Origin of the sequence: Microbacterium sp. NPDC058342 (assembly GCF_042723935.1) — a bacterium.
Classification (GTDB): Bacteria; Actinomycetota; Actinomycetes; order Actinomycetales; family Microbacteriaceae; genus Microbacterium.
This window is the reverse complement of record NZ_JBHXID010000001.1, coordinates 482,632-495,982: the sequence shown is the minus strand read 5'-3', so window position 1 is coordinate 495,982 and position 13,351 is coordinate 482,632. Positions and strand designations below refer to the sequence as shown.

At 68.3% G+C, this 13,351-nt stretch carries 12 protein-coding genes; 6 read left to right on the top strand and 6 right to left on the bottom strand.

Annotated features, from left to right (window positions below; genetic code table 11):
* Positions 1-10 precede the first annotated feature (10 nt).
* The gene (locus tag ACFWHT_RS02155; RefSeq protein ID WP_378825037.1) at positions 11-1,150 is read right to left on the bottom strand and encodes a serine hydrolase domain-containing protein; all 1,140 of its coding nucleotides are present in this window, start codon (positions 1,148-1,150) and stop codon (positions 11-13) included.
* A gap of 61 nt (positions 1,151-1,211) precedes the next feature.
* A complete protein-coding gene (locus ACFWHT_RS02150) occupies positions 1,212-2,795 on the bottom strand; it encodes an ABC transporter substrate-binding protein (protein ID WP_378825036.1) in 1,584 nt (527 codons plus the stop codon).
* Between the two features lie 151 nt (positions 2,796-2,946).
* On the opposite strand from ACFWHT_RS02150, the gene ACFWHT_RS02145 reads away from it, so the two are divergent.
* Positions 2,947-3,531 (top strand): hypothetical protein, encoded by a 585-nt coding sequence (locus ACFWHT_RS02145; RefSeq protein ID WP_378825034.1) that lies wholly within the window; start codon positions 2,947-2,949, stop codon positions 3,529-3,531.
* 84 nt (positions 3,532-3,615) lie between these two features.
* Here ACFWHT_RS02145 and ACFWHT_RS02140 read toward each other — a convergent pair whose 3' ends face one another.
* Positions 3,616-4,647 (bottom strand): MerR family transcriptional regulator, encoded by a 1,032-nt coding sequence (locus ACFWHT_RS02140; RefSeq protein ID WP_378825033.1) that lies wholly within the window; start codon positions 4,645-4,647, stop codon positions 3,616-3,618.
* Positions 4,648-4,737: 90 nt separating this feature from the next.
* Between ACFWHT_RS02140 and ACFWHT_RS02135 the strand changes: the two genes are divergently transcribed.
* The 4 genes from ACFWHT_RS02135 to ACFWHT_RS02120 all read left to right on the top strand — a co-directional run bounded on the left by ACFWHT_RS02135 (position 4,738) and on the right by ACFWHT_RS02120 (position 8,099).
* The gene (locus ACFWHT_RS02135) at positions 4,738-5,148 is read left to right on the top strand and encodes a hypothetical protein (protein WP_378825031.1); all 411 of its coding nucleotides are present in this window, start codon (positions 4,738-4,740) and stop codon (positions 5,146-5,148) included.
* 52 nt (positions 5,149-5,200) lie between these two features.
* Positions 5,201-6,697 (top strand): deoxyguanosinetriphosphate triphosphohydrolase family protein, encoded by a 1,497-nt coding sequence (locus ACFWHT_RS02130; RefSeq protein ID WP_378825028.1) that lies wholly within the window; start codon positions 5,201-5,203, stop codon positions 6,695-6,697.
* 115 nt (positions 6,698-6,812) lie between these two features.
* Positions 6,813-7,733: an NADP-dependent oxidoreductase gene (locus ACFWHT_RS02125; protein WP_378825026.1), complete on the top strand. Its 921-nt coding sequence runs from the start codon at positions 6,813-6,815 to the stop codon at positions 7,731-7,733.
* 105 nt (positions 7,734-7,838) lie between these two features.
* Positions 7,839-8,099, top strand: coding sequence for a hypothetical protein (locus ACFWHT_RS02120; protein ID WP_378825025.1), 261 nt, complete (start codon positions 7,839-7,841; stop codon positions 8,097-8,099).
* Between the two features lie 33 nt (positions 8,100-8,132).
* On the opposite strand, the gene ACFWHT_RS02115 is transcribed toward ACFWHT_RS02120, so the two are convergent.
* The 3 genes from ACFWHT_RS02115 to ACFWHT_RS02105 form a co-directional block, all read right to left on the bottom strand.
* A complete protein-coding gene (locus tag ACFWHT_RS02115) occupies positions 8,133-8,342 on the bottom strand; it encodes a DUF6458 family protein (RefSeq protein ID WP_378825023.1) in 210 nt (69 codons plus the stop codon).
* 123 nt (positions 8,343-8,465) lie between these two features.
* A complete protein-coding gene (locus ACFWHT_RS02110) occupies positions 8,466-9,608 on the bottom strand; it encodes a low temperature requirement protein A (protein WP_378827861.1) in 1,143 nt (380 codons plus the stop codon).
* Positions 9,609-9,717: 109 nt separating this feature from the next.
* Positions 9,718-10,905 carry a glycosyltransferase gene (locus ACFWHT_RS02105; protein ID WP_378825021.1) on the bottom strand — a complete coding sequence of 396 codons (1,188 nt, stop codon included), beginning with the start codon at positions 10,903-10,905 and terminating at the stop codon, positions 9,718-9,720.
* A 143-nt stretch (positions 10,906-11,048) separates the two neighbouring features.
* On the opposite strand from ACFWHT_RS02105, the gene ACFWHT_RS02100 reads away from it, so the two are divergent.
* Entirely contained in the window at positions 11,049-13,343 is a 2,295-nt protein-coding gene (locus ACFWHT_RS02100) for an ABC transporter substrate-binding protein/permease (RefSeq protein WP_378825019.1), read from the top strand.
* The last annotated feature ends 8 nt before the right edge of the window (positions 13,344-13,351 follow it).

Sequence of the window (13,351 nt, the reverse complement as noted above, 5' to 3'; positions counted from 1 at the left end):
CGTCCAATCGTCAGGAGGCGGGCTGCGGCTGGGGCGACTCGACGGCGTTCATCGCCGTCGTCGCGCAGAGCTGCAGGAATGTCTGGAAGTTGTACGCCTGGGTCTCGTCCGGGATGTGGATGATGCCGCGACGTGTGGTCATCGTCATGAAGGAGGCGAAGGAGATTCCCGACTCGGGGTCGAAGAAGGTGGCCGAGAGATACCCGTAGAAGCCGCCGCGATGGCCCCAGAACGTTCGGCCCGCCCAACGGATGCCCTCGATGCCGCGGTCGCCGAGCCCTTGCGAGAACCAGTGCGGCGGCGTCGATCCCGCGTCGATCGGGTCCACGACGAAGTCGGCCACGGACAGACCGGTGGGGTTCTCCGGTGACTGCATCGCCGTCGTCCATCGCAGCATGTCGGGCAACGAGGACACGATGTTCCCCGAGGCGGATGCGACGCTGAAGTCCTTCAACGCCGTCGTATCGATGGGAGGACCGACGTAACCGTTCTCGGGGACGTAGTATCCGCGCGCCATTCGCTCGCGCGGGAGCGGCTGTCCCGCTGCCGCGAAGGTGTCGTGCATGCCCAGGGGCTCGAAGATCCGCTGCCGGAGCAGCTGCTCGAAGGGAGTTCCCGTGACGAGTTCGCACATGCGGGCGAGGACGACGATATCGGTGTTGCAGTACTCGTAGCGGCTTCCCGCCTCGAAGCGCTTGCCCTGCACCCGTGCGAGCGTCATGAGCTCGTCGAAGGTGAAGCTGGGCATGGGGTGTGGCAGCTCCAGGTAGCCCGCTACGAAGTCTCCGATCCCGCTCGTGTGCATGAGGAACTGCTCGATCGTCGCGCTGTCGTCGACGATCGGGAGTCCCGGCAGGTAGCGCGAGATCGGGTCGGTCAGCCGGATCGCCCCTTCCCGCGCGAGAAGCAGCACGCAGGCGGCGGTGAAGGTCTTCGACTGGCTGCCGATCGGGTAGAGCTCGCTGCCGGTCAACGGCCGGTCGCCGTCTGCGGAGACGGGACCGCTCGCAACCGTGATCGGTTCCGGGATGCCGGGGATGACGAGCTGAGCGGCAACACCGAGGATGTCGTAGTTGAGCAGGTCCTCCGCAGTGCGGGCGAGGGTGTGGTGAATGGCATCCGCGGTAACGGATACGAGGTGGGAGCTCATCTGATGTCCTTGGTCGTGCGGGCGTGGATGGTGCGCGGCTGCATGCTCGCCGTCCTTCGGGTCAGCCAGCGGCACGGACGGTCTCGATCCAGGCGCCGCTCGCCATCTGGATGAAGTCCGGATCCTGAGTGAAGGTGACCCCCGGCGCCGTCGCGAAGACGTAGTCGGGCTGGGCGAGCGGCACGTACGGCACCTCGTCGGTGAAGATCCGGATCAGCTCGGCCACGCCCTCCCATCGCGTCGCCGGCTCGGAGGTCTGGACCTTGGCGAACGCGGCTGTCGCTGCGTCGTTGTCGAAGTTCGCCGGGTTGAAAGGGTCTTCGGGATTCGTCGCGATCCCGTACCACGAGCTCGGGTCGGGTACCGTGGCCGCGAGACGGAAGAACGCGATGGCCGGATCGTTGCCTGCGACCATGTCGCCGCCGAACTCGCCGAACGTGCGATTCTTGACCGTCAACTCGATACCGATCTCTCCGAGGTTCTGAGTCAGGCTCTGAGCCACGATGTCTCCGGCCGGCGACCATGAGACGAACTCGGCGCTGAAGCCGTCGGGGTGGGCCGAAAGGGCGAGTTCTTCACGAGCCCGCTCGAGATTGAAGTCATACCGCGCACTGTCGGCGATGACTGCGTCCAGGGCGCCCGACTCAGGCTCGATCGAGGCGACGACCTCGGGCGCGATGACGCCCGGACTCAGCACCGCGAAATCTCCGTAGTTGGCGGCCAGCAGGCCCGCGGCATCCGTCGCATAGGCCACCGCACGTCGCACATGCACGTCGTCGAACGGCGCCTTCGACGTGTCCATCGTGATGCAATCGACCCAGAGCGCGGCAGAGGAATGTGCCACGACACCCTCTATCGACTCCCACTGCGGCGCCGACTTGATGTCATCGACCTGGATGCCGTCGAGCTCACCCGAACGCATGGCCAGCTGGGCTGCGTTGTCGTCGGCGATGGCCACGACGTTCAGCGTCTCGATGGCCGGGGGCTCACCGGTGAACTCAGGATTGCGCGCCAGCGTAAGACTGTCGGCGGTGTACGTGTCGACGACGTACGGGCCGGTTCCGATCGGCGGCGCCTCGGACGTACCGAGCGCAGCTCCCGCCTCGGTGCCGTACTTCGCCTGGTGGACGAAGGAGATGAGCGCGAGAGAACCGCGCAGGCCGGGAGCGGGGTGCGCCATCGTGACCGTGACCTGGTGCGGACCTGTGGCGGCGACGCCGGCGATGCTCGCGACCTCGGCCGCCGTATGCGTGTCGGGTTGCCGAAGGCGCTCGATCGACCAGACGACGTCCTCAGCGGTCAGGGGCGCTCCGTCTGAGAAGATCGCGTCGTCGCGAAGGTCATAGACGAGGGTGAGCTCATCGGGCTGACTCACCGCCTCGGCAAGCACGGAAGTGAAGGTGCCGTCGAGGTTGGGGATCTCGAGCGGCTGGTTCACGGCACCCGCGATCGCCATGATCTGAGGGTCGTAGTTCTGGGCGACGTCGAGAGTCATCGGGATCTCTCGGACACCGAGGTCGAAGGTCGCGATCGACGAGCCCATCGACGTGTCTGAGTCGGGCGACGCAGAGCTGCAGCTCGACAGGAGGAGGGCAAGGGCGACGCCGCCCGCGAGGACGGTGATGCCGAACTTTGTGCTGCGCATCGGAACTCCTTGGGTAGGACGTGCATTCATCATCGCCAACCGCGTGCCCTGATCCGAGCGTTGTTCGTCGGAACTCACCCCCGAGCGGTCTCGACAAATGCCGAAACAGGTCCGAGGACGGTCCGCGGGGGCTCAACGCTATGATTCGGCTATGCGCTCCCGAATCACTCCGATGCTGCTGGCGGCCCCGCTTGCGGCCGTCCTCCTCCTGAGCGCTTGCGCGGCCGTGGAGAACGGGTCGGGGCAACCGTCGGCATCCGCTTCACCCGACGCGGCGTCGACGACGACCGCGACCGAACCCATCACCGGCGCGCCGGGAGATCCGCTGACCGCTGAGCAGGCGAAGCAGCTCAACGGTCAGCGCGGAACGTTGCGCCCGTATGAGACCAGCGATGGCTCATTCATCATCGTCGACATGCAGCAGCCGTTGCCGGAGCTGGTGCGGCAAGAGGTCGCGCAGGCGATCGGCGCTGTGGGCAACGACACCGGAAGCTCTGGCTCTGAGATGCTCGCCCAGTCGGCGGCCACCGGCAAGACGATCGTGCTGATCCGGCGGCTTCAGACCTCGAATGATGCCGGCCAGAACATCACGACGTGGGCCTCGATGTCCGAAGCACGTGCTTTCCCCTTCGGTGTACAGGGCGACTCGGCGGAGTCGGTCATATCCCGCATCCAGCCGTGGGTGGATGCACAGAACAACCCGGCGCAGTTCGAGATCATCGTCGTCGACGACTGACCGACGCAGCAGAGGATCCGCGGCCCTCGGCATCCGCCGCAGAAGCACTCGCTGCACCGTCCTGGCGACGTCGGCGCGGCGACGTCACGCACCGGCCATCAGGGCATCCGCGAGCCATTCGCCCAGCTCGTCGAGACGGCTGCGCTCGCCGTCCGGCCGCGGGCGCGAGGCGTCCCGCAGCTCCTCGTCGGGATGCTGCGTGCCGTTGATCGTCGCGACCAGCGCGAGATAGCGCGCGTGGGTGGCACGATACTGCGGATGTTCAAGGGCGTCGGTGGTCAGCGAACGCAGCCGACGGTAGCCGGCGGCCAATCTCTGACGCAGGCCATCGTCGGCTTCCATCCCCGCGGCGCGCGCGCTCTGCTCGACGAACTGCGCGGCGAGACGCGCGACGTGCGGGTCGTCGGCGGCCAGACCCGCGTCGTGTGCCGCGGTCAGCTTCGGCATGAGATGCTCGCCAGCGGATGCGATGAACTGCTGCACGGCAGGATCGCCCATCCGCTCAACGGGCTCGCCCAGGTACGTGTCGTGCAGGTACGCGCGCACCTGTTCGCGGAAGCCGGAGTCCTGCAACAGATCAGCCAGCGTGAGCCACGCGTCGAGCTGGCGCGGCGACGGGTCCGCGGGCAGCTCGGGCCGGTCGGCGACGATGCGCTCCCGCACACCGGCGGGCATCCGGTCGGTCACCTCCGCCCAGAAGTCATCGACGAGCCGCTCGCGCTCGGCATCGGTGAGACCGACCAGCTTCTGCAGCAGGCGGAGCCGCTCCTCCCCTCCTCTGGTGCTCACGAGTGCGCGGAGCACGGCTCGACGCCGCTGCAGGGCGGATGCCTGCCCTTCGACGGTCTCGAGATGCTCGGCCAGCAGGTCCTGCAGCGATGCGTTCCCCTGCACCAGGAGCCGGATGCGATCGAGCCCCGTGTCAAGGTCGCGGAGGGTGCGCACGAACTCGAGCCTCGCCACCGCTGCGACATCGTAGAGGCGGTGGCCGGCATCCGTCGTCCGGGTCGGCGGGACGATCTCCTCGTCCGCGTAGTACCGGATCGCGCTGACGCTCAGACCGGTGCGGCGCGCGACCTCGCCGATGCCGTAGAGGTTCTCTGCTGTGCTGTTCATACCCTCGAGCATGCTGTCTCAAGCGGCTTGAGATGCAAGTCTCATCCTGTCGAGCGGACGATCTTCAGCGGCCGCGACTATTCTGTGTCGATGTCACGTGCCCTCTCTTTGGTGGTCCTCGGCATCGCAGGCACGATCGCGTTGAGCGGGTGCGGTGCGGTTCGGGGAACGCCCGACCGCGAGGACACCTTCGCGACGTCCTACGGCGAATGCACCGCCCAGTGGTGGATCGCCCCGAGCACGGCGGACACCCCTCAGGAGGCGTCGGAGATCGCGTCAGCCGCCCTCGCAGATGCACGTGTCACGGCCGAGAGCAGTTCTGAGTGGCAGCAGTTGCTGGTCGACACTCAATCAGAAGGCGCAGAGATTCCGGAAGACCGCCTCGAAGGCCAGGCGCACGTCGAAGTCGTTCGCGAGCACGTGCGCGACGAACTCGATGCCGGCGGATATCCCGACGTCGATCGTGTGATCGAGGTCTGGTCCGACCTTCGCTGCTCATGATGCGACCTCCCGCGACCCCTTCCCCGCCACTCACCCATGGCACACTGACCACATGCCCCAGGACGCACTCGATCCCCGTCAGGAACGCCGCCTGCCCGAGGCGCTGAACGAGTTCCAGCAGGCGGAAGGGCATCCGCAGTTCCGGGTCGACGTCGAGCGCATCCGCTTCTCCCCCTTCTACTCACGCCTGTCGGCGGTCACGCAGGTCATCTCGCAGGCGGGCGCCGGCCTGGCCGTGCACAACCGGCTCACCCACTCGGTCAAGGTCGCCGCCGTCGCCCGCGCGATCGCCACCCACCTGTCCACGCGCGATGACGAGGCGAGTCGCGTCGTCGCCGAACTCGGCGGCGCGCACCCGGTCGTGGTGCAGGCGGCTGCCGCGGCGCACGACCTCGGGCATCCGCCCTTCGGCCACCTCGGCGAGCAGACGCTCGACCGTCTCGCCCGGTCCCGGTTCGGCCTGAGCGAAGGCTTCGAGGGCAATGCCCAGACCTACCGCATCCTCACCCGCCTCGACGAGCACGACCGGCCGGGCGTCGGCCTGAATCTCACCGCGGCGGTGCGCGCCGCCGTGCTGAAGTATCCGTGGCGGCGCGGCGAGGGCGGCGCCCGCCGCGGCGGCGCGAGCAAGTTCAGCTACTACGCGGTGGATGAGCGGGATGCCCGGCAGGCGCTCTCCGCCTACCCGCTCATCGAGCGCGGTCAGCAGAGCGTCGAGTGCTCGATCATGGACATCTCCGACGACATCGCCTACTCGCTGCACGATCTCGACGACTTCTACCGCGCCGGTCTGCTGAACCCCGCCACGCTCTCGGCCGAGTTCCGCACCTGGCGCCGCGGGCTCGCCCAGCTGCGCGCCGCCGACGAGCAGACCCTCGCCGCCGACACGAGGACACCCGGCCACTCCCTGGAGCTGCTCTGGCGCCGGCTGCAGAGCAAGGATGCCTGGATCGCCGATCCGGATGCCTTCAGCGAAGCCGTCGCGAAGGTCTCGAGCGCCGTGATCGACGAGCTCGTCGCCGAACCCTTCGACGGCTCGCTCGCCAGCGAGCGCGGCCTCGCCCGCTTCACCACCGCCTGGATCGCACGGCTGCAGTCGTCGATCGAGGTGCACCGGCATCCCGACGTCCGCTCCGGCCACGTCGCCCTCAACCGCCAGAGCTGGCACGAGGTGGCGGTGCTGAAGTTCCTGCACGAGCGGTTCATCCTCGAACGTCCCGACCTCGCCGTCTATCAGCGCGGCCAGGCAAGCGTCCTGGAGCGCCTCGTCGGCGGCTTCGCCGCCTGGCTCGACGATCCGCGCGACGCCCGCCGCGCCCCGCGCCGCCTGATCGACCTCGTCGAGCTCGCCACCGACGACTACCGTCGCCTGCGAACGGATGCCCCCGAACGCGTGGAGGCGCGCACGGACACCGACCTGGAGTCCCTCGCGCGCGGGCGCGGCATCATCGACTACGTCGCCTCGCTCACCGACACCCAGGCGCTCTCGCTCGACGCCCTGCTCGCCGGTCGCACCGAGCGGCTCTGGGACGCCGGTCAGGGACTGTGATGCCCGCGCGCGAGCGGGTGGGTGAGGCATCCACGCGCCTGGCGAACGGCCCCGACCGCTGTTGCGCGTGCAAGAGTGGATGCCGACCGCATCCGCCGTTCGGACAGGAGGTCCCATGCGCGCCGTCGTCTACGAGCAGTTCAGCACCGATCTCGACACGCTGGAGGTGCGCGAGCTTCCCGAGCCGAAGCTGCCGCCGGCATCGGTCCTCGTCGAGGTGCGCGCGGCAGGGGTGAACCCGGTCGACTGGAAGCTCATGGCCGGGTACCTCGATGCGATCCTGCCGACGCACTTCCCGGTCATCCCCGGCTGGGACGTCGCGGGGGTGGTCGTCGCTGTCGGCATGGACACCCCCGAGTTCCAGATCGGCGACGAGGTCATGGCCTATGCCCGCAAGGACTCGGTGAACGCGGGCACCTTCGCCGAGCGCGTGGCGGTCCCGGTCACCGCGGTCGCGCGCAAGCCGGCATCCCTCTCCTGGGAGCAGGCCGGCGCCCTGCCTCTCGCCGGCGGCACGGCGCTACGCGCCATCGATGCCCTCGGTGAGCTGCACGCCCGCACCGTCCTGATCCATGCAGCCGCCGGAGGCGTGGGAAGTCTCGCCGTGCAGATCGCGATCGCCCGCGGCGCCCGCGTGATCGGCACGGCATCCGAGCACAACCATGACTACCTGCGCAGCCTCGGCGCGCACCCGGTCACCTACGGCGACGGGCTCGCCGATCGCGTGCACGCCTTGGCCGACGGACCCGTCGACGCCGTCGCGGACTTCGCCGGAGGTGTGCTGCCGGTCACCCTCGAGGTGCTCGCCCCCGACGGCGTCCACGTGTCGGTCGCCGACTCGTCGGTGACCGAGCACGGGGGTCGACACATCTGGGTGCGCCCAGACGGAGCCGAGACCGAGAGGCTCGCCCGCCTCGCCGACGAGGGCGGACTGCGCGTGGAGGTCGCCGAGACGTTCCCTCTGGAGCGGACGGCCGACGCCTTCCGCGCCAGCCGGCGCGGACACACGCGCGGCAAGCTCGTCATCATCCCGTGAGCATCGGCTCATAACAGAGCGCCCCTCCGCCGTCAACGGCTGGATATCGTCGCGCGCCGACACCCACACTGATGACCGGGGGAGCAGGGCGCTCAGGAGGGTGCGATGACCACGGAACTGCAGGACCGATTCACACTGTGCCAAGTCTCACCGGACGACTGGGTGATCTTCGACATGTCGCTCAACGATGACGTGCACCGTCTCGTCGCCTGCGTCAGCGAGCACGACGGTTTCGTGCAGGTGCGCTGGTTCCGAAACCTTCCCCTGCCCGAGCAGTTCGCCACACGCGACGAGGCGCTGGGCATGCTGCTGGCCCTCGACCTGACCGCCGCGGCCCGCCCGGCCGCCCTCGCCTCGGCATCCTGAGCCCCAGCGGGCCCGGGCGGGCCCGCTGCGTCGTCAGAGCACGTCGTCGCGGACGGTGCCGTCGACCGGCCTGCGGTTGCGGCGCGCGAGCATGAGGATCAGGCCGACGACGAACGCGACCGCGCCGGCGCCCATCAGGATGTAGCCGATCATGTCGAGGTTCGCCCACTCCACGTCGACGTTGATCGCGAAGGCGAGGATCGCGCCGATGACGAACAGAACGATTCCGGTGCCGATGGTCATCACTTGCTCCCTTCCGTATGGCCGGCCGAGCGGCCCGCCGTGTCATCCAGCGTGGCGGGCGCACGCGACGGAGCATATGGGGTTGACAACGCTGCGAGCCGCTCCGGCACGGCTGCCGCTCCGTCAGGCGGCGAGCGCACCCCGGCGCACCGGCGATCGAAGCACCAGCACGACCACGATCGCGACCATGATCGCGGCCGTCAGGGTCACCGAGAACGGGAGCAGCGGGTCGACGAGCACCAACAGGGCGCCCAGCGGCACGACCGTGTTGACCACACGGCCGGCATTCTCGCGGATGGCCACGAACCAGATGCCGATCAGGAACAGGGCGATCGGCACGCTCGCCGTGAACGACACGGCGAGGGGGTCGAGATCGGTGTCGCCGGTGAGAGCGTCGATCTGCACCTCGACACCGGCGGAGAAGGCCGCCGCCGCCGCGAACACGAAATAGTGGGTGTAGCCGTACCGCAACGAGTGCCAGAGCGTCGAGATCGCCCGGTGATGCGGCGGCCAGAAGTAGATCCACCACATCGCCGCCGCCGAGACCAGCGCGACAGCGGCGACCCCGATCAGCGGCCCGATGGAGTCGACCTTCTCCCGGGCGCCGATGATGGCCGTCGCCGAGGCGAGCAGACTCTCACCCAGCACGATCAGGGTGAACAGGCTGTACCGCTCGGTGATGTGGTGCGGATGCCACGGCGTCTGCACGCGCAGTTCGGCGACCACCGGCACCGCGATCTCCGCCAGCGCGAGCGCCGCGAAGACCACCGGCTTCGCCGCATCGGGCACGAACAGGAATCCGACCCAGAGCACCTGCGCCGCCGAGATTCCGATCGCGTAGCGCAGGGCGGTGCCGCGCGTGCCGGGCGCGGCCCGCGACGCCCGCAGCCACTGCAGCACCATCGCCACCCGCATCACGATGTACGCGATGACGAGCACGGTGAAATCCGGGTGGTGCTCGTCGAAAGCGGGGCCGATGCCGGCGGCCAGCACGAGCACGCCGCTCATCTGCACGATCGTGAGCACCCGGTACAGCCAGTCGTCGCAGCCGAACGAGGTGGCGAACCAGGTGAAGTTCATCCAGGCCCACCAGATGCCGAAGAACACCATCGCATAGGAGATGAGTCCGTGCACAGCGTGCCCGGCGGACAGGGCGTGATGCAGCTCGCTGGATCCGATGCTCACCGCGATGACGAAGACGAGGTCGAAGAACAGCTCCAGCGAGCTGGCGACGCGATGCGGCTCCGCCGGATCGCGCGGGCGCATCCGATCGAGTCTGAAGCGCATCCCCCGCACGTTCTGATCCACCGGCCCAGAATAGCGGGAGCGACCCGCGCGGTCACCGGTCGATGACGCGCGTCGTGAGAGCGCCCCGTCAGAGCTCGCCGGGCCGCATGGCCTCGGCATCGATCGCCTTCAGCACACGCAGTGCGGCCGTGTCGACGGGCGGCTCGTCCGGGGCATCCGCGCTCGGACGCCGCCGCGGCGCGTACACGACCAGCGCGTGGAACAGGAAGCGCGCGAAGAAGGCGACCACCAGCGAGATCGCGGTAGCCACCACCGCGGAGATGTGCCACGTCTCGACCATGAGCGCCATCACCGGGATGCGCAGGGCCGCCTCGACGCTGTTGAACGAGACGGATGCCGCGAAGCGCACCCACAGACGCGACGCGTCGTGGCGCTCCTCGCGGAACACGAACAGCTCCTGCAGGACGAAGTTGCCGATGATCGTCGCCCCCGCGCCGATGATCGCAGCCGGCACGTACGGCATGCCCAGGTGGGTGAGCAGCCACATGAGGCCGATGTTCGCGACCGCGCCGAATCCGCCGATCAGCGCGAACAGGCCCATCTTGCCGAACCGCAGCCGCGCCAGGTGAGCCAGGAAGGTCGTTCCCTGGCGCAGACTCGCCTTCGAGGTGCCGTGCCGCCGTTCGCCGAACGCCATCGGCACCTCGGCGATGCGCAGGTCGTGCCGCTCGCCCCCGCGCACGAGGATCTCGAGCAGGATCTTGAACCCCTGCGGGCGCAGCCGGTCCACGTCGATGCGGGTGCGATCGACGAGGAAGAACCCGGTCATGGGATCGGTGCTTCGCCACAGCCGGCGCAGGAACATCGCCTTGGTGACGGCGGTGGCCGCCTTCGAGACGCCGAAGCGCACCGCCGTGCCCAGGCCCGCGGAATCGCCGCCGCCGATGTAGCGGGATGCGGCGACGATATCGGCCCCGCCCTCCTCGTAGCGGGCCAGCAGGGCCGGCAGCAGTTCGGGCGGATGCTGCAGGTCGCCGTCCATGACGATGCAGACGTCGCCGTTCGCCTCGGCGAGCCCGAGAGCGACGGCACCGCCCAGCCCCGCCGTGTTGTGGTCGCGGTGGATGCCCCGCACGCGAAGCGGGGCGGACGCCGAGACCCGCGCGATCTCGGCCATCGTGTCGTCGGTGCTGTCGTCGACGAAGAGCATCTCCGCGTCGCGGCCGGCGAGCGCGGCGGCCGTGCGCGAGACGAGCTCGGCCACGTTGCCGCGCTCGTTGAACGTCGGGACGATCACCGTGACGGATGCGCTCACCGGCTCACCTCCCCCGGAACGATGCGACGCGCGTTCAATCGTGCCATCTTTCACTGTGCGCCGAGTCCGCCGGTGCGCCGCCGCCGGGGATACTAAGGTGGCACGGGCCAGGCAAAGAGGTCGACGACGACGATGAGGACTCTATGAATCTGCTCAGACAACCGGCGAGCTGGTGGCGCGAGAACCGCCTCGCTCTCCTCGCGAGCATCACCACGATGTTCATCCTGCTGTTCACGATCGGCGGTGCGGTCGGGGTCGCGAACGCGGCGACCAAGCCCGCTTCCACCGACGACGGCGTGAAGGGCGAGACCTTCACGATCGCGACCGACACCACCTGGGCGCCCTTCGAGTTCCAGCGCGACGGCGAGCTGCGCGGCATCGACATCGACCTGATCAACGCGGTCGCCGAGGACCAGGGCTTCGACGTCAAGATCGACGTGCTCGGCTTCGACGGGGCACTGGCGGCCGTGACCGCGGGCCAGGCGGATGCCGTCATGGCCGGCATGTCCATCACCGCCGAGCGCGAGAAGACCTTCGACTTCTCCAACCCCTACTTCGACTCGGGCATCCAGATGGCCGTCGCGAAGGACGACACCAGCATCCAGGGCTACGAGGACCTGCAGGGCAAGACGGTCTCCGCCAAGACGGGCACCGAGGGCTACGCCTTCGCCGAGAAGCTCGGCAAGGAGAACGGCTTCACCGTCACCGGCTTCCAGGACGCCGCTGACGCCTACAACGACGTCACCACCGGCAACTCCGCCGCGGTCTTCGACGACTACCCGATCCTCGCCTACGGCATCGCCACGGGGAACGTCGATCTGAAGACGGTCACCGAGCAGGAGAAGGCGTCCAGTTACGGCATGGCCGTCAAGAAGGGCGACAACGAGGCCCTGCGCAAGGCGTTCAACGAAGGTCTGAAGAACCTCATCGAGAACGGCACCTACCAGGAGATCCTCGACGACTACCTGGGTGACGCCGCTCCCGACGCCGCCACCATCGGGGCGGGCAAGGCCGCGCTGGGCAACGAGACCCTCGACCCGGGCAAGCCGGGTGAGCTGCCGGAGAACCCCGCGTTCACGACCGATGTCGAGAAGACCGGCGACACCTTCACGATCGCGACCGACACCACCTTCGCGCCGTTCATCTACCAGCTGGGAGGTGAGAACGTCGGCATCGACATGGACCTGCTGCGCGCCATCGCCTCCAACCAGGGCTTCGAGGTGGACATCAAGCCGCTCGGCTTCGACGCCGCCCTGGCCGCGGTGACGGCCGGGCAGGCCGACGGCGTGATCGCCGGCATGAGCATCACCGACGAGCGCAAGAAGGTCTTCGACTTCTCGGACCCCTACTACCAGTCGGGCGTGCAGATGGCGGTCGCGAAGGACAGCGACATCACCTCGTACGAGGATCTGGAGGGCAAGACCGTCGCCGTCAAGACCGGCACGGTCGGCTACGACTTCGCCGAGCAGCTCGGTGAGGAGATCGGGTTCACGGTCAACGCGTTCCAGGACTCGGCCGACATGTACAACGACGTCGCGACGGGCAACTCCGCGGCGACCTTCGAGGACGCGCCGGTGCTGCAGTTCGGCATCGCATCGGGCAACGTGCCGCTCAAGATCGTCACCGACCCCGAGCCCGGTGCCGACTACGGCTTCGCCGTGCTCAAGGGCCAGAACGCCGAGCTGCTGCAGATGTTCAACGACGGGCTGAAGAACGCCAAGGAGTCCGGCGCCTACCAGCAGATCGTCGACCGCTACCTGGCGATCGACGACGCCGAGGCCACCGACGACTCCTTCTGGGCGCTGCTGCAGACCTCGATCGGGCCGCTCACGCAGGGTCTGCTGCTCACGCTGCTGGCCACGGCGCTGGCGATCCTGTTCGCGATGATCCTGGGCATCCTGTTCGGCATCCTGAAACTGTCAGCCAATCCCTTCCTGCGCATCCTGGCCGGCGCGTACGTGAACATCTTCCGCGGCACCCCGGTGCTCGTGCAGGCGTTCTTCTTCTACTTCGGGGTGCCGGCCGTCACCGGACAGCCGCTGGACGCGCTGACCGCCGGCGTGATCACGCTCTCGCTCAACGCCGGTGCGTACATCACCGAGATCGTGCGCGGCGGCGTGCAGTCGGTCGACCCGGGCCAGATGGAGGCATCGCGCTCCCTGGGCCTGGGCTGGGGCGCCTCGATGCGCCGCGTGGTGATGCCGCAGGCGTTCAAGATCATGACGCCGAACCTCATCAACCAGTTCATCATCACGCTCAAGGACACCTCGCTGCTGTCGGTGCTCGGCTTCGCGGAGCTGACCTACCAGGGCCGCATCGTGATCGCGTCGACCTTCCGCTCGTTCGAGATCTGGATCATCGTCGGCGCGCTGTACTTCATCGTGATCTGGCTGCTCACGATGCTTTCCAACTGGGTCGACCGGAAGTTCAACAAGTAGGGGATGAC